The organism is Parabacteroides sp. FAFU027 (genome assembly GCF_022808675.1).
Classification (GTDB): Bacteria; Bacteroidota; Bacteroidia; order Bacteroidales; family UBA7332; genus CAXXIC01.
Genome location: NZ_JAKZKV010000004.1, coordinates 24,406 through 49,224 on the forward strand (window position 1 = coordinate 24,406; position 24,819 = coordinate 49,224).

Sequence of the window (24,819 nt, forward strand, 5' to 3'; positions counted from 1 at the left end):
TGCCCCATATTGAAATTTGAGTACCTTTGCGACGTTTTTCACACACATATTACCACTAACTAATTTATTATCACGCATGAAACCTACATTATTTGTATTGGCAGCTGGTATGGGAAGCCGTTACGGTGGCCTTAAACAAATGGATGGTCTTGGCCCTAATGGTGAGACTATCATGGACTATTCAATCTACGATGCTGTACGCGCCGGATTCGGTAAAATTGTATTCGTTATCCGTCACAGCTTCGAAGATGACTTCCGCAACAAAATCATTAACAAATACACTGACGTTGTTCCAGTAGAATTGGTATTCCAGGAGTTGGATTATCTTCCTGCCGGATTTACCCTGAATCCTGAGCGTGCAAAACCATGGGGTACCAACCACGCTGTATTGATGGGTAAAGACGCTATCAAAGAGCCTTTCGCTGTTATCAATGCCGATGACTTCTACGGTCGTGAGAGCTTCGCTATCCTGGCTGACGCTTTGAAAGGATTGAACGGCAAGAAAAACGAATATTGCATGATCGGTTACCGCGTAGGTAACACTCTTTCTGAGAGTGGTGCTGTAGCTCGCGGTGTTTGTGCAGTAGATGCTGACGACAACCTGACTACCGTTGTTGAGCGCACTCACATCGAGCGCATCGACGGCGAAGTGAAATACAAAGATGAAAACGACCAGTTTGTGGCTATCGCTGACAACACTCCTGTTTCAATGAATATGTGGGGATTCACTCCTGACTACTTCGATTACTCTGAGTCTTTCTTCAAAGAGTTCCTGAAACAAAATGCTGATAACATCAAAGCTGAGTTCTTCATTCCTTTGGTGGTAAATGATCTGATCAACTCAAATACCATCAAACTGAAAGTATTGGATACTCCTTCTAAATGGTTTGGCGTAACTTACGCTGCTGACCGTCCTGAAGTAGTGGCTAAAATCAACGCGTTGATCGAAGCCGGCGAATATCCTGCTAAACTTTGGTAATCCACACAGATTAATATATATGAAAGCCGCTTCCTGATTGGGGAGCGGCTTTTTTTGTTATAGCTTAAATTCAATTGGTAAAATAACATTTGAATCAACCGGTTCACCATCCCATATTGCAGCTTTCCATTTACCCAAGTATTTGACAACTCGCATGGCTTCTTCATCCAATAGCGGATTCACTTTTTTCACCACAGTAACATCGGATATAGACCCAGTCAAATTAATGGTAAACTTAACATATACCGTTCCTTTAATATTAGCCTTTCTAGCCTCCATAGGATAGAATAGATTTTTTTTGATAATTGAGTCAATTGCACTTTGACCTGCCAAATATTCGGCTTTCTTTGCAAAAGGTCCATGAGCAGTTGGATTTCCCCACGGATCATAACACTGGCCGGTTACCAGTTGGTCTTCTTTATAGGTATCTTTTCGCTTCAGTTTTCCGTCATACCAGTAAGTAGTCAACTCTCCATCCAGTTTTCCTTTTTTATAATGAATATCAGACAAGATCTGTCCATTTATTGACCATCGGATATGCTCACCAACCGGAACTGTACTGTCTTTGGCACAAAAGAATTCTTTCCGGAAATACAGCTTTGCATTTGGGTAAAATTGCTGAGAAGATTCTATTCCCTCTTTTTCATCATAAAAGAACTTGAGGGTGAAACTTTTATTGGGATGGTAAACATAAGCAATACGCATGGCACTATTTTCAAAAATTCCGTCTGTCAACATTGGTTGCCATTTGGGCATTGCCTGAATGAGACGTAATGCGGCATCAAAGATTTGCTTGTTGTAGTTATATGGCATTGTGAGAGTCGTTGCGATCCCTGATTTATTGATTACAAAAAAGAAGTAGTAGTCCAAATTAGGTTTGACGCTATCAATATTCTGAAAGTAGCTTGCATTTTTTGCCACAAATGAAATAAGACTATCTCTTCCTCCCGGAAATTCATGCTTCTTAAAATAAGGGTAATAAGTAGCAGACATGCCATCACGACGATAGTATTTGCCGGAGGTCATTTTCCCATTCTCATAATACTCTTTTCGTTTTAGTTTACCGTTATCCCAATAGGATATCAACTCGCCATCAAGTTTCCCCTTATTGAAGTTCACGATTTTATGTAATTTCCCACTTTCATACCACTCTTTGTACACCCCTTCATATCCGTTTGTAAAGGAGGTGTGGAGATTCCATTCACGCATAGTTGCTGATGAATATATTTTCCCCGATTTGAAATAACAGTTATAGATAAACAGTTTTGAATTTGCGGTATCTTTCGATTTCACAAAATACCGGGTGCATTCGGCCAGGTTTCTTACTACTTTATTGTTGCTGTCGTAATAGGTGGTGTCCTGAGCATGCAACGCGATTGCAACAAATGTGGTGAGGATTGCAAATAGTAGTTTTTTCATAAATGGGATTGTGTGGTTATTATGGTTAGCAGAGACGCGCCAGGGCACGTCTCTACAGGTGGAAATCTATTTATTATCGGTGTTCCCCGTGTCTTCGCCCGGATGCGAAGCTGCGGTGTCGATAACTTGACGTGCATTTTCGTATTGGCCGTAGAAGGTGGGATTGAGGGCTTTGAAGGGGAGCATCATCGGGTCAAGGTGGTCTTTGAGCAGGGCTTTGGCTTCTTTGATTTTGGCCTTGAGTTCCGTTCTGGTCTGTTTGGATTCAGACTTAGAAGCAGTACCCGACGGGATGCTTTTATCGAAGGTATCGACGTCCAATTCAAGTTTATCCACAATTGTTTCCGTGACGCCCCAAACGGTCAGGTCGGCTAATTTTGTCTTTGCTGCATTTAGAATCAGATGGGCAGAGGTCGAGAGATCATTATCCCGAAGACGTCTCAGGGAATATTCCGTTACCGAGGCGATCTCTTTGATTTTTGCATCGTTGATGGTGGAAGCATGAGCCAATAGCCCACCGGCAACGATAAGTGCGGAGGTGATCACGTTGGTTTCGGCCTGCTCCTTAGTGGTGTTACCGCCTGCTGTTTCTTCTGCATAAGCATGATCCAGCCCGGCAATCCCGGTGTTCATAGCGAGAAACTGATCGACAAAGGTAGTCATTGTGGTGTTAGCCGAGTAGATGACGCGGTTCTTGTCAAGCACTGTGCCAGTGGCATTCAGCATGTTAAACTGGTTAATGTCTTTTCTTTCCATACGTTTTTTGATTTTAGATTTATAATAGGTAAAAGTGAGAAAACGGATAATGATTAAAGTGATGTTCACTGTACAACTGTCGGTTGCCAATGTATGAATGACGAAAGTCATTGTGTCGCTGACGCTGGCACTGTACAGCCGTCGCTGGTCACTGTGCGACTGACGACGGTCACTGTGTGCGTGACGCTGGTCATTGTGCGGGTGTCGGAGGCCACTGTATTGCCTGCGAATGACATTGTGTCATGTGCGAAAGCCACTGTGCGACCTGCGAATGACATTGTGTCAGTTACTTTGGTGATTGTGATTGTTTTTCCGGTATGATTTGCCCATCTCTTTAATTTTTCATTAACCATTGAAAATGTATTAACGAAATGCAAAAGTAGAAGTAAAATCGAGACAGATAAATTTTAGGTTAAAATAATTGCAGTTTGGATGGATTTTAATTCGGGTGCTAGTAGAGACGCAAGATTTTGCGTCTTTGTAGGAGTAAGGGTTTGCGTCTCAGTAGGTAGCCGCAATAACGCGTCAAGCGGCGGGAATCCGCTGAACGCTCGAGGGATAACGACAAAAAAAAGCCGGAAGAATGATTCTCCCGGCTTGTTATATCTGATGGTTTTGAATTACTGGTCGCTTCTTTGACCATTGATAAAGAGGTCCGTAAATTTCACGTCTTTGGCACCGGTCACTTTGTTGCCGTGCTTCACGCCGTTGAATTTACAATCCTTTACGTTGATGTTATAGACGTTGGTCAGGTCGGGCAGACCGTCGATGCTCACGCCGTAGTCGCTCTTCTGGCAGGTCACATTTTCCATAAATACGTTACGGACGGTAGGAGGGAAGTCGCGGCGACACTGTTCGCGGTTTTCGTAGAGCAGGTCGATTTTGAGGACGCATTCACGGCACTGACCCACGGTCACGTTGCGCACGAACACATTCTCGATGGTACCACCACGGCAGGTGCTGGTCTTGATACGAATCACGCGTTCGAGGTTGGGGCTGTCCATTTTGCAATTATCCACGTACAGATTTTTGTAACCGCCGGAGATTTCACTGCCGATTACCACGCCGCCGTGGCCGTCTTTCATCTCACAATCGCGGACAATCATGTTCTGGCTTGGCATGTTCCATTTGCGACCGTCATTGTTGCGGCCCGATTTGATGGCGATGCAGTCGTCACCGGTCTCGAAATAGCATTTTTCAATCAACACTTTGTTGCAGGATTCGGGGTCGCAGCCGTCGCCGTTAGGTCCGTGATTCTGCACGCGAACACCCGATACGACAACGTTTTCACACATCAGCGGGTGCATTACCCAGAATGGTGCGCGGATAAAGGTTACACCTTCGACCAATACCTTGTTACACTTATACGGGCTGAACATTTGCGGACGCATACCGTCTTCGAGCGTCATCACGCGCTGCTCCACAGGAGTCATGGACTGTTCCGCTTTTTGCAGTTTGGGACGGCCGGTACGCTGAGAGATAATGCCCTCTTTCCATCCGAATTTCACAGCGCCACACATCGGCCACCAATGCTCCATGCTGCCTTGTCCGTCTATAGTTCCTTTACCGGTTACGGCAATATTACTCTCGTTATAGGCATAGAGGAGCGGTTGGATGTTGTAGCAATCCATTCCTTCCCAACGGGTCAGCACCGTGGGCAGATAGTCCTTTTGATTAGTGGAAAAGCGAAGGATAGCGCCCTCTGCAAGATAGAGGTTGACGTTGCTCTTCAGGGTAATGCCACCGGTGTAAAATACACCTTTAGGGACAATCACCCGACCGCCGCCTTTGCTGCTACAGGTGAGAATGGCTGTGTTGATGGCTTTGGTACAAAGCTTGTCGGGACGATTGGCCACTGCGCCGAAACTTACGATGTTGAAGTCGGCTTTGGGGAATGAGGTCCGCTCGATGGAGGCTTCCAACGTCTTCATATCATCCCACGGACTGCCCGCCGCCCATGCCGGAATGCAGGGAAGCAGCAACAGGGCCAATGCCAGTAAACTGAATTTGTGTTTCATAGGGTAATGTATTATTGTTGTTTGTAATAAGCAAACAGAAGGTTGAAGTAAGACTGCTCCTCTCAGATTCGGTTTAAACGTCCCAACAGCAAGTGTTATTTTTTTATCCGGCGATCCACGATCTTCGCGTACTGTTCGTTGGCGTTGATTTCGGTGTATTTCGGTGCGTCAATCATCTCCACCAACGCACGCAGTACCGGACCTTCGCCCATCATCGTGTTGCTTTCAGTCGGTCTGTTATAATAGAACGACAAAGAAGGCATAATCCCCGTTCCGGTACAAATGCCGGAGACGTCTCCTTTATCATTAATCATCGTCATCATGCCTCTGAAGCCAGAATTAGCCACATGGATATAGTCTTTGTGCAGCCAGCCGTTTTTCACCCCTTTAGCCAAAGCGTAAACGAACATCGCGGTACAGGTAGTTTCATCGTACGAATCCTCCTTGTCGAGCAGTTGGTGCCAAAGCCCGTTTTTGCCCTGGTAACGGCAAACGCCCGCCATCTGCTGTTTGAAGTTGTCGATGACCGCCTGACGTTTCGGGTGGTTCTTCGGCATGTAAGTCAACAGGTCGGCATGTGCCATCGCAATCCAACCGTTGGCACGCCCCCAATGGGCAACCCCGTTTTCTTTGACATCGGTGTGATAGCAGTGATAATAAATCTGCTTCTCTTTGCACCAGAGGTATTTGTTTACGCTCAACACCTGATTGGCGGCATCGTCGAAGTATTTTACATCACCGGTCAGGCTGCCCATGCGGCAAAGAAAGGAAACGCCCATGTAAATATCATCGGCCCAAACGGTCTTCTCGTGTGGCCAGATGCGGGCAATCAACCCGTCGGCCAGACGTGGCTCAAAGTAGAGCAGATGCTCGTTGGCGGTTTGAATGTATTTGTAGTAGGCTGCGTCTTTTTTCGTTTTGTACAGTTCAATCAGACTGGCCCCCATGGTTCCGTTATCGTCTAAGCGTTTGTTGCGGAAAATCATGTGGAAGCTCAGTCGGCGAACCTTATTCCAAGGGTCGTCCTGCTTAATAGCCTGGTCGTACAGTTGTTTGAAGTAATCCAGATTTCCCTCATTGAATACGAAATCCATATTTTTCTGAACGTAGTTGCGATACTTTGGCTCGTTCAGCTTCTGGCCCAGCTCCATCATACCGAGATACATAATCCCGTTGGTGTAGTGCCAGTCGTTGTATTCGCTTTTCACCTTCACGTCGGGTGAAAGGGGGAGGCCTTTTACCGTGGTGTAAGTCTCTTTGGTTTTGGTGTTGATAAATTCGTAAGGTGTACTGCGAATGATACGGTCAGCAATGCTCACTGCCGCTTTCAATGCAACAGAGTCTGTTTTTTGTGAAAATACAGTAGGAATGATGGTGCCCAATACGAACAGGGCTAACAGTGCTTTTTTCATACAGGTATCAGAATTGTAACCGATGGTGCAAAACTATCGGTTATAATGAAAATTTATAGTAGAATAATTGACAAAAAAGGCGCGAAAATTGGTTTGATTTCGCGGGAATGGAAGAAGAAAGGCGCAATGTCTGTTCTGAAACAAACCGTTGCGCCTTTCGGTATGGAATTAATGCGTCAATGCTTATCCCGGTAAGTTGAATGCCACTTTTAGTTCATGCATCAGGTGATCAGCCATACCTGTTGGCTCGAAGCCCATGTTTTTAGCTGTCATGTAGATCTGAGCTGATTTAGAAAGGGTATCCACCATGTCGAATGCTTCGAGGATGTTTTCGCTTACAGAGCAAACACCGTGTTTCTCCCACATTACCACATCGTAAGTCTCCAGTTCTTTTACAGTAGCCTCAGCAAGTTCTACAGAGCTAGGCAATTTGTAAGGGATGATACCCAACCCTTTCGGACAGAAAGCTCTGGTCTCAGGAATCATGCTCCAAAGAAGTTTAGAAAGCACATCTTTTTTAAGGAATGCAGGGTTGTGAGTCATTGCCACGAGGTCAATCGGGTGAGTGTGCAAAGCTGCTTTGTAGTTTGATCCGATACCCACTAAGTAGTTATGCATAGACAAGTGAGCCGGAAGCTCTGATGTAGGAAGGACCAGCTGTTCTGCAACGATCTCGTAGCTGGCGCAATCGTCAAGGATACGAATTACCGAACCGTTGTCCATAGGGAAACGAGCCAGGTCGCGCATACGTTTGTTGGTTCCTTTACAGAAGAAATAGCAACCTTTCAGGTGAGGAAGCGTGGTGCCAATCTGCATAACGTCGCTGATTGGTTTCAGCGCTCTGATCTCGTCATTGACTACATCTGTAATATTGACCGTGATGTTACCACCATTACGTTCCGCCCAACCTTTTTGCCAAAGGTATCCGGCTACTTCTGCCACTTCAGCGACTTGTTTCGCCAGAGCTGGATTATTGTTTAATATGCTCATTTGTTTTAGTGTTGAGGTAACCCCGTGGTTACCCGGTTTTGAAATTTATAATGCAAAGTAAACGATTTTACCTGACTTAATCTTACATCAAATTAGGCAAAATCAGGGAGAAGATCAGAATCAACATACCTAATATCAAAACAGTAACGGTTTTGTTGCCTGCGCCTTTCCACTCTTTCAACAGGATTCCCCAAACGTTGCTGAACGTTACATTCAACGACATCAGGATACTCCAGGAGAAAGCCATCATGACACTGCCTTCGGTGAAATAACTTTTGCCTAATGCCAGTCCGAAGAACTGAGAATACCAGAGAACTCCGGCAAGTGCGCAGAACAGGAGGTTGTTGGTGAGCTGACCGGCAGTTGCTTTGGTGTAATCCGAGAAGGTATTGTTTTTGGCATTCTGGGCCAGACAGTAAACGGCATTGGTCAGAAAACCACCACCGGTGATCATCAGGATAGCGGGAAGTCCGGCAAAAAGGCTTTGTGCGCCGAAAGAGATCGCAGTTGCTTTTAACGGTTCGGCAGCTTCAAGTCCAAGGCTGAAGCAGGCACTCATCACACCGGCAAGCAGAGCCACAAGCAGACCTTTGCCCAGGGCAAAGTCTTTAACGGCAGCTTTCTTTTGCTCTTCGGTCATATTCTGAGCACGAAGGCTTCCGGCATAACCGATTACAGCGATACCTGCAATTGCGATACAAACGCCGATCAAAAGCGCCAATCCTTTTCCGGTGAAAAGGTCAGTACCGACCATCAACGCGGGAATGATTGTTCCGAAAGCAGAACAGGTTCCCAATGAGATAGACTGTCCCAATGCCACTCCAAGGTAACGCATGCTGAGACCGAAAGTCAAACCTCCGATGCCCCAAAGCACACCGTAGCCGAGGGCTTTGAATGCAGCGCCGTCACCACTGGAAAGGATTTCTCCTAATGAATGGCCCGAAGGTACGGCCAGCAATGCTCCCAGGAAAGGGAATACCAGCCAGGCAAATACACCTTGGGAGAGCCAGAAGCTTTCCCACGACCAGTCTTTGATTTTATTGATGGGCACATACGAACTTGATTGTCCGAAGCTACCCAATGCGATGATTAATAATCCGATTATTGTGTTCATGTCTTTTTTTACAGTATTAGGCTCTAAGTTATAAGTGCTAAGTTACAAGCAAGGAGTAATGGTCTCCCATTACTCCTTATGACTCCTTATAACTTCGGAGAATTATTATCGTTTGCTGGTTACGTCAGCTTCGTATTTCTGGATGTCAGCGATGTAAGCTTCACCTACGATAGCATTGTTTTTCAGGCAGAAATAGTTGTAAACGTCAGCCCAAGGCAATGCTTTAGCTTCTTCCAAAAGAGCAAGACGCTCGAAGTTTTGACCTTTAGCTTCGAATGCACGCAATTGAGCGATTGGCTCAAGCAATGCCATAAGGAATGCTTTCTGAGCAGCACGTGTACCTACTACGTAAGCACCGATACGGTTGATAGAAGCATCGAAGTAGTCCAAACCTACGTGTACGCGGTCGAATGCATCAGCACGAACGATTTCCTGAGCCAAAGCCTGAAGTTCGTCAGTCAACAATACCACGTGGTCACTATCCCAACGTACACCACGGCTCACGTGCAACATGATTTCCGGAGCGAACAACAACAATGAAGAGATTTTGTCAGAGATAACTTCGGTTGGGTGGAAGTGACCTGAGTCCAAAGTAACCATTTTGTTGTTAGCAACACCGTAACCCATGTAGAATTCGTGTGAACCAACTACGTAGCTTTCGCTACCGATACCGAACAATTTACATTCGATACAGTCACGCATGTAATCGTCGTTGGTTTTCATTTCGAAGATTTTGTCCAAAGACTCTTTCAGGTTTTTGCGGTACAATGCGCGGTCAACAGTCAAATCTTTAGAACCGTCCGGAATCCAGATGTTGTGGATACAAGCAGAGTTCAACTGACGGCCCATTTCTTCAGCGATTTTACGACAAGCGTTTACGTGGTCAATCCAGAACTGACGGATAGCCGGGTCACGGTGTGACAAAGTAAAGCCGTCTGCTGATTTTTCGTGAGAGAAACAAGTTGCGTTGAAATCGAGTTTGTAACCTTTTTCTTTCGCCCAGTCAATCCAGCTTTGGAAGTGTTTAGGTTCGATTTTATCACGGTCAACAAATCCTGTTTCGCTGAAGTCAGCATACAAAGCGTGAACGTTTACGCGGTGCTCACCAGGAATCAAAGCCATAGCTTTGTCAATATCCGCACGGATTTCAGCCAAGTTACGAGCTTTTCCAGGATAGTTACCAGTTGCCTGAATACCACCGGTCAATGAACCGTCAGCTTTTTCTGTACCGGTTACGTCATCTGTCTGCCAGCAGTGCAGAGAGATAGAAAGGTCTTGTAATTTTGCAACAGCTGCATCGGAGTCGATTCCAAGTTCAGCGTAGCGAGCTTTTGCTACTTCATACGCTTGTTTGATTTGTGCTTCTTTCATGTTGTTTTTTAAGTTGTGCCCTTCTTAAGGGCTTTGGTTTATTTATTTGATTATTTATTTTGTTATGCTTAAGAATTTCTCGTAAGCAGTTACCCACTCGGTATTATTCTCCGGAGTATATTCATCAATTGAGATGGACTGACGAATCATAGCACGCATAGACTGAAGCGAATCTACAATACCTTCCGCTTTTGCCTGAATCATGATGTTACCGATAGCGGTAGCTTCTGATGGACCTGCGATTACCGGCAGCCCGATTGCGTTAGCTGTCCATTGGTTGAGCAATGGGTTTTTAGAACCACCACCGATTACATGCAGTTTTTCTATTTCAAATGGAGCGAGATCTTTCAATTTGCCTAAAACGAAGTTGTATTTCATCGCCAAGCTTTCGAAGATACAACGCACGAATTCAGCGTGAGTTGAAGGTGCTTTTTGTCCGCGGCTGGTACAGAATTCGGTAATCGCTTTGACCATGCTTGCAGGATTTGCAAAAGATGGATGGTCAGGGTCAATGAAGAACTGGAACGGAGTAACGGTTCCTGACATTTCCACTAACTTCTCGTAAGCGTAAGTGATACCCTCTTTTTTCCACTCTTTCAGACATTGCTCCAGCAACCACATACCGGTGATATTTTTCAGGAAGCGTGTAGTTCCTTCGATACCCCCTTCGTTGGTGAAGTTCATGTCGTAAGACTCTTTATTGATAATCGGGTCTTTCACCTCAATACCCATCAATGACCAGGTACCTGAGCTTAAGTATGCGAATTTTTCGTTTTCAGCAGGGATAGCAGCGATAGCAGATGCGGTATCGTGACCGGCAACAGCTACCACAGGTACTTTACCCAATTCCGTTTCTTCCGCCAAATCGTCTGTCAATTGACCGATTACGTGACCCGGCATTACGATTTCGCCCAACAGAGACGGTTTAACACCGGCAGCTCTCATCAGGTTGGCTTCGAATTGTTTGGTACGTGGGTTGAGGATCTGAGAAGTAGAAGCGATAGTGTATTCTACCACTTTATTTCCGGTAAGCAAATAAGACAATGCGTCCGGAATGAACAGGATTTCAGTAGCAGCTTCCAGTGGTGACGCTTCTGCCTGTGCCAATGCGAATAGCTGGTACAAGCTGTTGAAGTTCATCACCTGGATACCGGTGAGGTCGTAAACCTTTTCACGGGGAATGATATTGAAGAACTCTTCCGGTTTTCCGAAAGTGTGCGGGTCGCGGTAAGCGTATGGAGCACCCATCAATGAACCGTCTTTTCCAATCAGGGCAAAGTCAACGCCCCAGGTGTCGATACCGATTGAAGAGATTTTTACACCCTCTTTTTTAGCGGCGAAAAGACCACCTTTGATGTTTTCGTACAGTGAGTAAATGTTCCAGTAAAAGTGATTGTGGATTTGCAGAATCTGATTCGGGAAACGAGTCAGTTCTTTCATTTCGATTTTACCGTCGGCAACGGTTCCGAGAATAGTCCGTCCACTGGTAGCACCCAAGTCAACGGCCAGGAAGTGTTTTTTATTCATTAGATATTATGTTGTAACGATTTTACAGGTCGTTTGAAAATTCAGTATTCAATCGGACACAACCGGGCAGGATTCTTACGCAGAATGATTCTCCTGAAAAGTGTGTTCCTCATGTTCCAATTTTGGATTTACGAAAGTAGAGTCTTTCAATCCCAATCTAATTACTGAAATTGACTGAAGTAATTTCAGTTTTGATATACACTATCGGGTTTATCTTTTTTTATGTCAAAACAGACCTGATTGTCAAATATATCCACGTTTGAGACAGTCAAAATAATAGCACCCGGGGGTATAAACATATACCTGTTAAGGTTTGTTTAATTACCGAAGGCAAATATATTAGAGTTCTCCTTATTAATCTAATAATCCGGGGAAAATCTCTTTGATATTTGCCTCCGGGATATTTCGTTGTCCGTTTAATATTCGAAGTTAACCGCCATGTACGACCAGATCCTCTACTCGGGAATCAGGGATGCCCTGTTTGTGCCGATGACTATACGGGATGTTATTTTCAATGACTTACCGCATCGGGATGATAAGTGTAATGTCATTTACAGTCACATCGGGGAAGAGTTTGTGGCCATTTCGCTGAATGAACTCCGGGAAATAGTACTCCGGATTTCCCAAAAACTACACTCGTTAGGCTTAAAGCACGGCGACACCGTGATGCTGGTCTCCTTTTGCACTTCAAATGAGCTGGCGAATGCGTTGCTGTTTGCAGCGGCGGTATGTTCGGGGATTCGTGTGTTTGTCCCCATGTTTCCCGAGCCGGATGAATTTGAGCATTGGTTGAAAAATACCGGATTCCGGGGCGTGATCATGCCGTTTCGTGAAACGATGTTGCAAAAAGGACATGAAAGGGAGAAGGAGGTGATTTCCGTCCTGAAGGAAAAGTGTGAAGTGCACAATGTCCTTTTTCTCGATTCGGAAGAGGATTTTTCGATGTCCGAAATCATCCGTATCGTAAAGCAGACCTCTACTACAATAACTCCCATCGCGTTGTCCGACATTTTCCCGGAAACAGAAGCGGTTATCTTTACGACTTCCGGTACATCGGGCAAAAGCAAGCTGCTGGTTTATACTCACGAAAGGTTGGCCAACTGTTGTCAGGCCTGGCAAATGCAGGGATTGTTTTCTCCGGAACTGTTTGGCAATCCGGGATTCAGTCCGCTCTTTACCCACACCATCGGTATCCGGACGTTCCTGAATTCAATCTGGTCGGGCAATCCGTTTTGCATGATCGTGACCGATTGGATTTTACACAAACCGGAGTTGGTGAGATTGTTATTGCTCAAAATGAACATTGGTCATTTGATTGCCGGTCCGGCATTTTACAATACCCTACTGGAACTGTTTCGCCAATATCCTGAACTTAAAGCCGGAGTGAACCAGTCTCTGCAAGCGGCCATCTCCATCGGTTCTGCATTTGATCCGGCAACGGCTGAGAAATTCAGGACGGCAACTGGAATTTCCCTGATGAATGCATTCGGAACCACCGAGACGCTGATGGTTACGCTGAACCGGACTCCGGAAATTGACAACGGAGCTTTGGGCGAATTGCTTCCGGGCGTAGAAATCGGCTTGCAAAAAATGGATGAGGATACGCTCTGTGAAATGGCCATCCACAGCTCCTTTCAATCTGTCCGAACAATGGGCGAAAAAGAGCCGAAGTATTATTTTGAAACAGGTGATTTAGTGCATTACGATGCTGCATCCGGAGCCATCTGCTTTCATGGGCGGAAGTCTGGGGACTATTTTAAAGATGGTTACGGGGTGAAAATACCGTTATCCCAACTCAAAGAGTACTATTCCCCGCTTTACAGACGGGTAAACTGGATAGAGTGGATTCCGTTGGTCAATATGCCCGGATTGGCGGCTTTGATTTTTTTACCCCAATCGTCAATAGCAAACCGGGAGGATGAATTTACTTCACTGATTAAAAATGCGAATGATGCGCTGAGGCGGGAGATTGGCCCGTTTGAATACGCACACCGCCATATCGAGCGTTTTGGGCTGGTGTACGAAGAGGCGCCGCTCACGAGAAAAGGTACTATTTCCAAAGACCAGATATATAAACGGTACGGGCAGCTGATTGAGGAGTTGCGCAATCCTTTTGTTTACAGCCATCATATTAAAATGGTGGAAACGGGTGAACGGAGCGATTTTTTCAAATATACGAATCCCCATGTCGCTGAGTTGTTGGAAGCGCTGAAGCTGGATAAAGTCTATGTCAAAGGTGACGGCGATTATCTCTATTATCAGGAGGGTGAAAAGATGCAGCCCGTACTTGATTTGGTGGGTGGCTTTGGCGCCAGTCTGTTTGGCCATAACAACGCCCAAATCAGGGAGGCCATTGTTCAGTTTCTGGAAACGGGACGACCGGCTCTCAATAACCAGGGTAGCCAGTACTACTATCCTTCCATATTGGCACGTGAACTCAACCGGATGTTCAGCAAATCTACCGGACGTTATTTCAAGGTGCAGTTTGGTAACAGTGGCAGCGAGGCGACCGAAATTGCCCTGCATCACGCCTACTACGAATGGCGGCAGAAGCTGGAAAAGCTGCGGGATGAACAATACCAACTCTACGGAGCCATTGACGGCTTGCATGTGGCGGAGGTTTGGGACGAGAATATGAAACGAATTGAGGAGGCCGCGACCTGTCTGCTGGTGATCAACGACTGTTTCCACGGTTACACCTCCGGAGCCAGAAGCTTTCTGAACGAGAAGAAACAGCGGAATTTGTTTGCCGGTCTGCTGCGGCCACATCCGCTGCATCTGTCCGATAGTAACGGGGAGTGGAAAAGTCAGGCAGAGCAATTTCTGGAAAATAACGTCATAACCCTCTCATTTTTCAAGACGCATAACGGCATAGAGCAACAGGAAACGGTAAAAATAAGCACCATCATTGCGTCCATTATCGAACCGGTCCGTGGAGAAGGCGGCATATCCGAGATAAATCCTGAATTGGCGGATTGGCTTGCCGAACAGGAATTCCCCCTGATATCCGATGAAATCCAGTGCGGGATGGGAAGAACAGGTAGCTTCCCTTCGTACCCGAATGCTTCCTATTATCTGTTAGGAAAAAGTCTGGGCGGTGGATTTGAAAAAATTTCGGCTGTGCTGATTGATGACCTGCGTTTCAAAACCGGGTTTACCGCTTATTATAACTCCACCAATGCCAACGGGGAACTGGCGGCATATACGGCGTTGAAAGCATTGAGTCTGATTGAAAAGGATAAACTGGCGGAGGTTGCCCGCGAAAAAGGAGAATACCTGCAAGCGAAGCTGCTGGAGATCGCATACCAATTTCCGGACGTTATCGAATCGGTACGGGGCAAAGGATTGATGATTGGGATTCATTTTAATGCTCAAATGGGCAAACGGAATAACTTTCTGCGCATCTTGACAGAGGGCGAACTGTCGGGCTATCTCTTCGCCGGATGGCTGCTCAACAAGCATCATATCCGGGTGCTTCCTTCTTTGTCAAAACCCAATTCCATCCGGATTGAACCCTCTTTCTATATCTCCGAACCGGATATCGCATTGCTGTGCAGCGCTTTGACGGAACTCTGCCGCCTCTGCCGCGAACAACAGATATACAAACTTTGTCGTTTTCTGATGAACGGAGACACTTATTCCGATGTTGCAAATCCGGTTTTTGAGGCAATTTTCCCGAATGAACTGGAAGAACCGGCTGAAGGAGCCGTCCGTGTAGGGTTTATTGCCAACCTAACCGTTGCGCACCGGGAACTTCAGCTCATTGACTCCGATTTGCAAAGAGCCTCCGATACCGGATTGAGGATTCTCTTTAGCCGCCTCCAGGTACTGCTCGAAGGAAAAGCGGTCCGGCTGATTAGTAAAAACCTGATGAAGGGGCGCGTGCATTTTACATTCGACATCCTGCCTTTCGATACATCCCAGATGGAGATTGCGAGCCGCTGGGGCAAGAAGCGTTTTCTTATAGAAAAGATTCAGGAGAATATAGATAAGCAGGCAAAGGAAGGAGCGGTCAGTGTAAGCCTTGGCGCTCACACCTCCATCATCAGCGGGAACGGCCTCAATATCGCAGAGCGGGCAGGTTGCAAAGTTTTGACCGGCAACACATTGACAGTGGCTTGCAGCCTCTTTTACCTGAACCGGCATCTGGCACAAACGGCTGATGTGAAGACGATTGCCATTGTGGGTGCAACGGGAAACATCGGGGGCGGATTGATTCAATGCCTGGATGATGCCGCCTATTCTGCCTACGAAATCGTCCTGTTTGGCAGTAATGAGAAAAGGCTCCAGCGTTCGAAAGCCTTGCTGTCAACACCAAACCTTCGGGTGCGCTGCTCGACGGATATGTTTGACCTGAAGAATGCCGATGCCATTATCTGTTGTGCCAATACCAACGACCCTATTGTTTTTCCGCACCATATCCGAAACGATAAACCGGTTTTTATCATTGACATTTCGGTGCCTCACGCGGTGTCGGATACTGTCGGGGAGATGCAAAATGTCCGTATCTGTAAGGAGGCATCGTCTGTACGACTGCCCGACGACCCCGAATTTATCATGAGTACGCACAGCGCTGCCGGAAAGGTGTTTTGCTGCACGGGCGAAAGTATCCTCTGCGGATTGTATAACCTGCAAATTCCCCTCAAAGGCCACATCTGCAAGGATTCGGTGCTGCAACTGATGCAGTTGGCGGAGAAAGAGGGGTTTTTCAGGAAATAGGAACGATAAATTCAAAAATGAAAATCTATTTCGAATTTGAATGCGTTAGCTTTATCCGCCCCTAAATCCCCTGAAGGGGACTTTCGCAGCAGTGAAACCACAAAGTTTAGACTGGTTAAATGAAACTTGAGTCTTATGACTCCGTAAATGTCCGGTAGTCTCTAAAGTCTCATTTTAGGGGGATTTAGGGGCGGTTGAATAAGATTAAAGTGCTATAAATGTGCTTCTCATAAATAATGGGAAGTCATCATATATTCTTTCTTCAAGCCCATTACTCACAGCAACATTCCTAACCCTATGCCCTTAATATTCGACTTTGGCATTTCGCAGGAAGACCCGCTCACCGAGCTACTCGTTCTGGATATCCGATCCGGTGACCGGATTCTCTCCATTGCCAGTGGAGGGGAAGTTCCGTTGACACTGACGAGTCTGGTTGAGAATATCTCAATTACTGCGGTAGATATTTCCGAAACACAGATACTCTTGTGCCGGATGAAGATTCTGGCAGCGAATCATCTTGATTTTCCGGAAAACGGGAAATTTTTGGGGTATGCTTCAATGCCGAAAAGAGACCGGAGAGAGATTTACCTCGATAAAATCCGGCCACTGCTGACTGATGAAGAAGTTTCATTTTGGGACAAGCATCTTTTCCTGATTGAGCAGGGAGTGGTGAGTGGCGGGCGTTTCGAGCAATATTTGCAGAAAGTACGCTTTGCCGTGAATCTGATCGTAGGCAAGCAAAACATCCGCCGATTGGTAGATAGTCAATCGTTGGATGAGCAGGCTGTTGTTTTTGATCAATACATTGCCACCCGCAAGAGCCTTCAGCTTTTATTCAAAATCGCTTTTCATCCTGCTGTTTACAAGAAGCGGGGATTGCAGGAACAGGCGTTGATTCATGCCGACGAAACGACCGGAGAGCGTTTCTATGCTAAGTTTCGGGACTTCTGCACATCCAGTGAAGCTTCGGGGAATTACTTTTTGCAATATTATATGTGTGGAGCATGTCTGACCGAAAAATCGTATCCGCACTTTCTCCAACCGGAGAACAGGCAACGGTTTATTGATAATCTGAACCGGATGGAGCTCCGGCAGACCTCCTTCGGACAGGCTTTATCCGAAGCTGACTTTGGCCATTTCAATAAAATACACCTCTCTAACCTGGGAGACTGGTCAGATGAAACTGATTTTAACCGGATATTGGACCAACTCAAAGCAAAGAGCCAACCCGGCACCCTGATCTGCAATCGTTATTTGCAGAAAAATCATTTTGCATCCGGCCCTAAACCGGGATGGGTCATTGACAAAAACCTATCGGTATTGGCCCAAAGCAAAGACCGCTTTCCCTTTTATGGGATTGTGGCGTTGAGGTTGGTGTGACGATAGCGTTCAGCAGCTTCATCCGCTTGCCGCGTTTAAATATCCCCCACAATTATATTCTTTCGTTTTTTGCAATCCGGCAAGCGGCTTATAGCCGCTACCCGGCATGGGGTGATAAATCTCAGACATGTATGGCCAATTGCTATTTGTATTATGATAGTTATTGGAGCTTCGGTTCTTCTGCTTCGTTGTCATACAGTTGCAAACTGTATATATTATATCTCATGTCGAAATGGTTCATCAATAATTACCCTATAAATAACAAATAGTTGACCTGCTCCGAAAGATTCAATTTTATTTTTGCATCATAACAAATCGAAATATATAATGAGACACAACCTTCTACTTATCACTGCAGCTCTGTTGTTTGGCATTTCCGTTTTTGCAAAAAATAAAACTCTCAAAGCCGACATAGTTGTAGCATTAGACGGAAGCGGTAATTTTACCAAAATACAGGACGCAATCGATGCGGTTCCCTCCAACAGCGAAAAACGCACGGTCATTTTCATAAAAAAAGGAATATACAATACCGAGAAGCTGGTGGTTCCCCAAGACAAGAAAAACATTACGATGATCGGCGAAAGTCGCGATGAAACGATGATCAGTTATCACATCTACGACTGCAAAGAGGGCGGACTGAATAACAAATGTCCGGCTGAAGATGCGGCCAAATGGAGCAAGCTGATCATGCAAACCTCCGCCACGATAGCCTTGCTGGGAGATGGATTTCAGGCGCAAAACCTGACCTTCAGCAATACCGCCGGCCCGGTGGGACAGGCTCCGGCCTTGGTGATCGATTCGGATAAAAACATTTTTGTCAATTGCAGCTTCAAAAGCTATCAGGATACCATCTATTTCCGCAAGCTGGGTAAACGCAGCTATTTCGCCAACTGCTTGATTGAAGGCCGTACCGACTATATCTACGGCTCGGGCATTGTCTATTTCGAGGCTTGTGAGATCCACAGTTTCGGTGGCGGATGGATCACTGCTCCTTCCACCCCGCTAAACCAGCCATACGGATTTATTTTTAATAAATGCCGCCTCACCTATGCATCGGGAAGTCCGCGGACAGGCGACGACGGCAATAAAATCGCGTTGGGACGCCCCTGGCATTTCTTTCCCAAAGTGGCCTGGATCAAATGCAACATGTGCAAAGAAATCGATCCACTCGGCTGGCCTACCACATGGCGCATGGACTATGCAGCCACCAGCGCCGATCTTCATCTCTACGAATACAAAAACATCGGACCGGGAGCCGACATGAGCAATCGGGCTAAATGGGTGGGCATCCGCGCACTGAGCGATCAGGAGGCCCGGGATTATACACTCGAAAAAGTAATGGTCGGTAATGACAAGTGGAATCCATATGCTACACTTTCTATAAAGAATAAATAAAGAATCAGATTACCTCAGCGATAACCTCTGTGGCCTGACGTTGGTCGGTCACACTGTTAGACCCCAGCACACTGTTAAAAGCCTGCTCGATACCGGCTTTGTGAGTGTTGAAATACTCCAGCGTCCACAACGGACGGTTGGCGGTTAGGATCTTCCGACAATTGATAGCATTGCCGGTTACAATAGCGCAGATTGTCAACATATCTGCTCCACTGCTCGAAAAAATACGTTTTGTTGTACTCAATGAATATATTTTGGTTACTGTTCAATAGCATCCATTGTATTATTTCCTTCTAATCTAAATGCGTGCCAAGCTAAATTTTTGTTGCGTTTGATGAAACACATTCGATAATTTGTTGTGGAGATTGGGGATTATTTCTTAGTTTTTGAATAAAAATCAACGGTGAAGGGTTTCTTACGATGTTTTTTATCTCAAAATTGCTGAAATTAGGGGTGTTGACGGATTTTGTTTTGTGAAAACCTGTCAGGTTGAGCGCAGCGGGAACTTGTGCTGGAAACCAAAGCAGCCTATGACTGTAAACATTGAGAATGTTGGTTGAAGATATTCAGTTTGAAAACTGAAACTGTTTTGAGTCCAAGTCCCCGCTGCGCTCAGACTTGAACTAGCTCCTGAGTGGGATTAGGGAGACTTGGTGTTAAAAGGGGTGATGTATTGAATATGAATCTATTGATAGAAAGGGGATAGAACGACGAGTGTTTTTCTTTATTTCTGAAATGTAATGATATAGTGTAATAATTGTTGTTTGTTGATTGAATATGTCTATATTTGCAGCCTAATGTCTAAAATTGGATTAATTTATTATCCGTATTTTGCTTCTAAACTTATATGAATGTATAAAAACACAGTGGTATCGTGACAATATACAAATTCCTCTTCTTTGTATTACTTTCAATTTTCTGTATAAACTTATTTGGTCAGCAAACAACCCGAACAGATGGCGGAAGTTTGCCTAAGGTTTCATATTCAACAAATGATTCTAACAAGAAAGAATCTGCTGTGTCGGATTATATTGGATTATACCAAAAATATATTAGCGGAACTAGAGGGACAAAATGTTTAATGTATCCAAGTTGCTCAAACTATGGCCTTATGGCCTTCAAAGAAAACGGATTCTTTGAAGGGATAACATTGACCGCAGAGAGATTATTGCGCTGTGGTCATGAGGTCAGAAATTATGATAAGATTTACTTTGGTGATGAATTTAGATTAGTTGATTTTCCGTCTGGTACAAATCTCCCAGCAAATTTAAACAACCTTCAATCCAATAGTCAGATATTTGCTTTTTCTGGAAATTCAATAAATAGAGATTCCTCTTTACTATTTATTAGATATATGATAAATACTGAGCAGTACAATATAGCTCTTTTAGAAATTGAACGACTGTTATTTGCGAAAAAATACAAAGGCTGCGCAGAGCTTTATTTAAATAAGTTGATATGTTTGAGAAATCTAAATCAAGAAGAATTAGCTCTATTCACTTATGAAAACAGGTTTCCTGATGATATAAAATCAAATCCGGATATATTATATCAGATCTCGCTTATACAATATAAACTATTCAATTTTAAAATGAGTGATTACTATAATAACCAAATAAATGATATTACAGACTCTTCATTAATTGAGAAAAAATACCTACTCAAGGGGGTTATAAATGCACAGTATGGTGACTGGAGTCAAGCCGCTGAATATTTTTCAACCGGGAATAAATACAAATACAATCCAGAGAGGTATAAAACAAATATAAATATAGCGCAGACCGGAGCAAAACTGAAGCAGAAAAGTCCCTTGATAGCGTCATTGTTATCAATCATACCAGGGATGGGATATGCCTATGCCGGGCATTATCAAACTGCAACTACTTCTTTGATTACAAATACAGCTCTCGCTTACGCTGTTTACACCAGCATAAAAACGAAGAATTATGGAATCGCAATATTAACAGGATCTCTTAATTTCGGCTTTTATATCGGGAATATCATCGGAGGTAGTAGCAGTGTAAAAAGAGAGTATAGAAGGAAGAAACAACAAATAATAAGCACCCTAGAAAACGTAAACAATATCAATCATTAAATCATTATCTTATGTTGGAAAGAATTTTAAAATCAGTAATTACAAAACCATTCTGCATTATTTTATCAGTAATGTTCCTGGCTGTTACTTTTAATTTATCAGCAGAAAATGTAAAACTAAGTGCCGGTACATCTGTTCCTCTTGAAACGGTAAACACAATTGACGCTGACAATTTAGCTGATGGACAAGTAATTGATTTCCGTGTTATGTCAGATGTCAAAGTCGGCAATCAAGTTGTAATCAAAGCAGGAAGTATAGCTAAAGGTCAAGTGCTAAGCTACAAAAAAAGCGGAATGATTGGTCAACCTGGCCAATTGCAAATTCAAATCAGAAGTGTAAAATCAGTTGATGGACAGGAAGTTTTCCTTGCAGGTGGAAATATCAACAAAGAAGGAGATAGTAAACTTGTACTTTCAATTGCTCTATCTCTTTTACTTTGCCCATTATTCTTATTAATGAAAGGAAAAAGCGCAGTTATTCCTGCTGGCATGCAAGTTACATCAAGTGTAGCATCTGATGTTAATATAAGTTTGTAATATTAAATACCTAGGGTCTGAGATAGAGGTTGTTTCATTGATTGAAGCGACCTCTATTATTTTCAGAACACCCCTTGTTTCCCGTTTAGCGAATGCGTACTCGTGTCTAAAACTAAGACAGCTTGTAGCAGTCGTGGATAAAGCTGATAATTGATAAGTTAAACACAGAATTCCCCTTTTCGCGCAAGTATAAAACCTGCAGTCAGTGCCTAGCGAGTTTGTGTGCGGCGGGAACTTTTGCTTAATTGAAAATCAGCGCAGCTAAAATCATAGCAGTCTCAGATACAGGGCTGAAAGCCCAATCTATCCCAGCCCGGGGCATCGCCCCGGGAGGTCAATGCCCCACCAACCTGCGCCCTGCAAGGGCAAAATAATATATTGGCCTTCAGGACGCTGGTTTCGCCGGTGGATATATTGACCCAAGGCGTTGCCGTTGGGCTGAGATATGAGGCCACTGCGTGGCGGGAAAGAAAGCGATTGCAGTTTTGTAGACTGGAATCACCTAGGATTGTAAAATATAGAGCCTGAAGCATAACAGAATCGTAGTCTATTTGGATACCCGATACCAATTTTTGTCGAGTTGTTCTACAGAAGAATACCATGATTTTATATCCTTTAATTCATTGGCGTCATTTGTATAAACAAACGCTGAACAATGGTCAATGAATCCTCTATCAATGTAAAACATAACAGTAAGTAGTCCCTTCTTCCTTTTTGAGATTTCAATCTCATTTCCACCATTCGATATGGGAGGAAAATTCCAACCGTCTAACTTCGAATCTCGAATTTCACCCTTTTTAATTTTCATGATGATTTCTTCTCTTGAGCTACGTCTTAATGTCCAATCAGCCTTTTCCATAAACATAGGACCATAGAAAAAGGATATAGCTCCAATGAAAAAGGTTACCCATAGCCTGTATTTAAAGGCTTTAGTCAGAGGTGTGCCTTCTTTCTTTATTAAGAGTGAAAATAGATATATAGTGAAGCCTAAACCCACAATCAAATAAAATCCTATCTGGAATATTGATAATAATCCCGTCGTATAGTAATAAAATAAGGGCGCCTGAATAATAGCCATTATCAAAGCTATAATTGACAGTGTATTATGTCTTGGCGGTTTTATAGACTTGTTTGAAGTTTCCATCTTGTTGGGTTGAGATTCGAAATCATCATTGAGGTAATGCAAAGCTAATAAAAGTATTTACAAATTTCTGGGTGACAACAAGCTACCCCTGATACCTCCCCCCGAAAATCATACAAATCCCTGTATTCCCGTTTCCCTAAAAATAAAACAGCAAGATACTGTACGCGATTGTCGTCAAAAATCACAACATTTGCTTGTCAAAAAAAAAACAACCATGAAGAAGACTACGGCAATCATCCTGATGCTGGTGCTGGCTCTCAGCGCAAGTGCAGCACAAATAACCAATCCGGTGAAAGTTTCCGATGCGGGCAAAGAGGTCACGCTCTCCAACGGAATGCTGGAATTTACCTTCGAGAAGAAGGGCGCCACGCTGACCGCCATCAAGCAGGCGGGACAAGACCTCCTCGGCGGTTACGGTCGCGGCTACCTGATGGGGCCGGGCTTTTCGATGTCACCTTCCACCTATAAGCTGGTACGCCAGACACCCGGTCTGGCCGAAATATCCTTCACCCACGAGGCGGCCAACGGCTACTTCTTTGAGATGCACTATGTGTTGCTTACCGGCGAATACGGCATCTATTGCTACCTCGAACAGTATCACCACTCGGGCTCACCCGACGGCGGCTTCGGACAAATCCGTTGGGGATTGCGGGCCGACTCCACACTCTACGACTACCACCTGGTGCGCGACAGCATCCAGGGGCCGATGCCCACCTTTGCTGACTTCAAAAAGAAAATACAGGACTGGACCTATCAGCTTCCCGACAGCAGCTACTACACCAAATACGATTACGCCGACTACATCGAAGGTCGCCACGTGCATGGCTATGCCGGACAGAAATCGGGCAAGGGATTGTTCGTCATCCAGGCGAGCCACGAGTACCTGAACGGTGGCCCCACCAAGCAGTTCAACACCGTGCATACCACGCCGTTTATGATTATGATGTTCCAGTGCGACCACTTCCTGCTCGACAAGAAGAAGGACGACGGCCCCATCAGCGGCGAGTGGCAGAAACTGGGCGGACCGTTTTTCCTCTATGTGAATTCGGGTAAAAACATCGCCGACATCTGGAGCGACGCCAAACGCAAAGCCGATGAAGAGGTGGCGAAGTGGCCCTACAAATGGATGGATCATCCCGACTACCCGTTGCAGCGTGGCACGGTGACAGGACAATTGCAGGTCACCGGTGCTTCGGCAGCCAACGCACACATCATCCTCGCTGCTCCCGGCGTGGACTGGCAGGCACAATCGCACGGATATATCTTCGCTGTGCGTGCCGATAAAGACGGAAACTTCACGATCCCGAATATCCGCCCCGGCAAATACAGTCTCTATGCTTATACCGATAACGTCACCGATGAGTTTTGCAAAAATGAAATAGAAGTAAAAGCCAACCAGACCGTTGCATTGAATAAAATCGTATGGACGCCAAAACAAAACGGCACCAAACTTTGGCAAATCGGCTTTGCTGACCGCACCACCCGCGGTTTCAAACTGAGCGACCATAAGCGCTATTACGGCGTCTTTAATGAAGTGCCGGCTGACATTACTTACACCGTGGGCAAAAGCAAGGATTCCGAAGATTGGTACTATGCGCAGACCAAACCGGGCAGCTGGAACGTGAAGTTCAACCTGGATAAAGCATCTTCAGGTGAAGGCGTACTGACATTAGGCATTGCCGGTTCGGCTAAGAATCCTACTCTGGAAATCTGGGTAAACGAGACCAAAGCGGGTGCTTACAACTTCGGCAACGACCACACTGTCTATCGCTCTTCAATCCTCGGCGGCTATTACCAGCAACAGGAGGTACGCTTCCCGGCATCGCTGCTCAAAGCTGGTGAAAACATCATCTCCTTCCGCCTGCCCAACGTGAAGAATGGCGGCGGCATCATGTATGATGTGATTAAGCTGGAGGTGAATGGGAAGAATTAAACGCAGAGACGCGCAAAATTTTGAACCAGAA

At 45.1% G+C, this 24,819-nt stretch carries 17 protein-coding genes; 7 read left to right on the forward strand and 10 right to left on the reverse strand.

Going from position 1 to position 24,819, the window contains the following annotated elements; translation table 11 throughout:
* Positions 1-76 precede the first annotated feature (76 nt).
* Positions 77-979 carry an NDP-sugar synthase gene (locus MLE17_RS07595; protein WP_243348157.1) on the forward strand — a complete coding sequence of 301 codons (903 nt, stop codon included), beginning with the start codon at positions 77-79 and terminating at the stop codon, positions 977-979.
* Between the two features lie 57 nt (positions 980-1,036).
* Here MLE17_RS07595 and MLE17_RS07600 read toward each other — a convergent pair whose 3' ends face one another.
* The 8 genes from MLE17_RS07600 to MLE17_RS07635 all read right to left on the reverse strand — a co-directional run bounded on the left by MLE17_RS07600 (position 1,037) and on the right by MLE17_RS07635 (position 11,586).
* Positions 1,037-2,398, reverse strand: coding sequence for an energy transducer TonB (locus tag MLE17_RS07600; protein WP_243348158.1), 1,362 nt, complete (start codon positions 2,396-2,398; stop codon positions 1,037-1,039).
* A gap of 66 nt (positions 2,399-2,464) precedes the next feature.
* A complete protein-coding gene (locus MLE17_RS07605) occupies positions 2,465-3,265 on the reverse strand; it encodes a hypothetical protein (protein WP_243348159.1) in 801 nt (266 codons plus the stop codon).
* 509 nt (positions 3,266-3,774) lie between these two features.
* Positions 3,775-5,172 carry a glycoside hydrolase family 28 protein gene (locus tag MLE17_RS07610; RefSeq protein WP_243348160.1) on the reverse strand — a complete coding sequence of 466 codons (1,398 nt, stop codon included), beginning with the start codon at positions 5,170-5,172 and terminating at the stop codon, positions 3,775-3,777.
* A 95-nt stretch (positions 5,173-5,267) separates the two neighbouring features.
* On the reverse strand, positions 5,268-6,584 hold the full coding sequence (locus MLE17_RS07615) for a glycoside hydrolase family 105 protein (RefSeq protein WP_243348161.1): 1,317 nt from the start codon (positions 6,582-6,584) through the stop codon (positions 5,268-5,270).
* Between the two features lie 183 nt (positions 6,585-6,767).
* Positions 6,768-7,574 (reverse strand): rhamnulose-1-phosphate aldolase, encoded by an 807-nt coding sequence (gene rhaD / locus MLE17_RS07620; RefSeq protein WP_243348162.1) that lies wholly within the window; start codon positions 7,572-7,574, stop codon positions 6,768-6,770.
* 82 nt (positions 7,575-7,656) lie between these two features.
* A complete protein-coding gene (gene rhaT / locus MLE17_RS07625; protein WP_243348163.1) occupies positions 7,657-8,688 on the reverse strand; it encodes an L-rhamnose/proton symporter RhaT in 1,032 nt (343 codons plus the stop codon).
* 105 nt (positions 8,689-8,793) lie between these two features.
* Positions 8,794-10,059 (reverse strand): L-rhamnose isomerase, encoded by a 1,266-nt coding sequence (locus MLE17_RS07630; protein WP_243348164.1) that lies wholly within the window; start codon positions 10,057-10,059, stop codon positions 8,794-8,796.
* A gap of 54 nt (positions 10,060-10,113) precedes the next feature.
* Positions 10,114-11,586, reverse strand: coding sequence for a rhamnulokinase (locus tag MLE17_RS07635; protein ID WP_243348165.1), 1,473 nt, complete (start codon positions 11,584-11,586; stop codon positions 10,114-10,116).
* Between the two features lie 438 nt (positions 11,587-12,024).
* On the opposite strand from MLE17_RS07635, the gene MLE17_RS07640 reads away from it, so the two are divergent.
* From MLE17_RS07640 to MLE17_RS07650, 3 genes are all read left to right on the forward strand, one after another.
* On the forward strand, positions 12,025-16,305 hold the full coding sequence (locus MLE17_RS07640; RefSeq protein ID WP_243348166.1) for an aminotransferase class III-fold pyridoxal phosphate-dependent enzyme: 4,281 nt from the start codon (positions 12,025-12,027) through the stop codon (positions 16,303-16,305).
* 297 nt (positions 16,306-16,602) lie between these two features.
* Positions 16,603-17,685, forward strand: a complete 1,083-nt coding sequence (locus MLE17_RS07645; protein WP_243348167.1) for a DUF3419 family protein — start codon at positions 16,603-16,605, stop codon at positions 17,683-17,685.
* 327 nt (positions 17,686-18,012) lie between these two features.
* On the forward strand, positions 18,013-19,080 hold the full coding sequence (locus MLE17_RS07650; protein WP_243348168.1) for a pectinesterase family protein: 1,068 nt from the start codon (positions 18,013-18,015) through the stop codon (positions 19,078-19,080).
* A 4-nt stretch (positions 19,081-19,084) separates the two neighbouring features.
* Here MLE17_RS07650 and MLE17_RS07655 read toward each other — a convergent pair whose 3' ends face one another.
* Complete coding sequence (locus MLE17_RS07655) at positions 19,085-19,324, reverse strand: hypothetical protein (protein WP_243348169.1); 240 nt, start codon at positions 19,322-19,324, stop codon at positions 19,085-19,087.
* A gap of 774 nt (positions 19,325-20,098) precedes the next feature.
* On the opposite strand from MLE17_RS07655, the gene yidD reads away from it, so the two are divergent.
* The gene (yidD, locus tag MLE17_RS07660) at positions 20,099-21,175 is read left to right on the forward strand and encodes a membrane protein insertion efficiency factor YidD (RefSeq protein ID WP_317236629.1); all 1,077 of its coding nucleotides are present in this window, start codon (positions 20,099-20,101) and stop codon (positions 21,173-21,175) included.
* An 11-nt stretch (positions 21,176-21,186) separates the two neighbouring features.
* The gene (locus MLE17_RS07665) at positions 21,187-21,711 is read left to right on the forward strand and encodes a hypothetical protein (RefSeq protein WP_243348170.1); all 525 of its coding nucleotides are present in this window, start codon (positions 21,187-21,189) and stop codon (positions 21,709-21,711) included.
* A 547-nt stretch (positions 21,712-22,258) separates the two neighbouring features.
* Here MLE17_RS07665 and MLE17_RS07670 read toward each other — a convergent pair.
* Positions 22,259-22,855, reverse strand: coding sequence for a hypothetical protein (locus tag MLE17_RS07670; protein ID WP_243348171.1), 597 nt, complete (start codon positions 22,853-22,855; stop codon positions 22,259-22,261).
* 448 nt (positions 22,856-23,303) lie between these two features.
* Between MLE17_RS07670 and MLE17_RS07675 the strand changes: the two genes are divergently transcribed.
* Positions 23,304-24,788 (forward strand): polysaccharide lyase family protein, encoded by a 1,485-nt coding sequence (locus MLE17_RS07675; protein ID WP_243348172.1) that lies wholly within the window; start codon positions 23,304-23,306, stop codon positions 24,786-24,788.
* Positions 24,789-24,819: the final 31 nt, after the last annotated feature.

Coding starts and splice junctions, on each gene's coding strand:
- MLE17_RS07595 (WP_243348157.1), top strand. CDS start 77: ATGAAACCTACATTATTTGTATTGGCAGCTGGTATGGGAAGCCGTTAC.
- MLE17_RS07600 (WP_243348158.1), bottom strand. CDS start 2,398: ATGAAAAAACTACTATTTGCAATCCTCACCACATTTGTTGCAATCGCG.
- MLE17_RS07605 (WP_243348159.1), bottom strand. CDS start 3,265: ATGACTTTCGTCATTCATACATTGGCAACCGACAGTTGTACAGTGAAC.
- MLE17_RS07610 (WP_243348160.1), bottom strand. CDS start 5,172: ATGAAACACAAATTCAGTTTACTGGCATTGGCCCTGTTGCTGCTTCCC.
- MLE17_RS07615 (WP_243348161.1), bottom strand. CDS start 6,584: ATGAAAAAAGCACTGTTAGCCCTGTTCGTATTGGGCACCATCATTCCT.
- rhaD (WP_243348162.1), bottom strand. CDS start 7,574: ATGAGCATATTAAACAATAATCCAGCTCTGGCGAAACAAGTCGCTGAA.
- rhaT (WP_243348163.1), bottom strand. CDS start 8,688: ATGAACACAATAATCGGATTATTAATCATCGCATTGGGTAGCTTCGGA.
- MLE17_RS07630 (WP_243348164.1), bottom strand. CDS start 10,059: ATGAAAGAAGCACAAATCAAACAAGCGTATGAAGTAGCAAAAGCTCGC.
- MLE17_RS07635 (WP_243348165.1), bottom strand. CDS start 11,586: ATGAATAAAAAACACTTCCTGGCCGTTGACTTGGGTGCTACCAGTGGA.
- MLE17_RS07640 (WP_243348166.1), top strand. CDS start 12,025: ATGTACGACCAGATCCTCTACTCGGGAATCAGGGATGCCCTGTTTGTG.
- MLE17_RS07645 (WP_243348167.1), top strand. CDS start 16,603: ATGCCCTTAATATTCGACTTTGGCATTTCGCAGGAAGACCCGCTCACC.
- MLE17_RS07650 (WP_243348168.1), top strand. CDS start 18,013: ATGAGACACAACCTTCTACTTATCACTGCAGCTCTGTTGTTTGGCATT.
- MLE17_RS07665 (WP_243348170.1), top strand. CDS start 21,187: ATGTTGGAAAGAATTTTAAAATCAGTAATTACAAAACCATTCTGCATT.
- MLE17_RS07670 (WP_243348171.1), bottom strand. CDS start 22,855: ATGGAAACTTCAAACAAGTCTATAAAACCGCCAAGACATAATACACTG.
- MLE17_RS07675 (WP_243348172.1), top strand. CDS start 23,304: ATGTCACCTTCCACCTATAAGCTGGTACGCCAGACACCCGGTCTGGCC.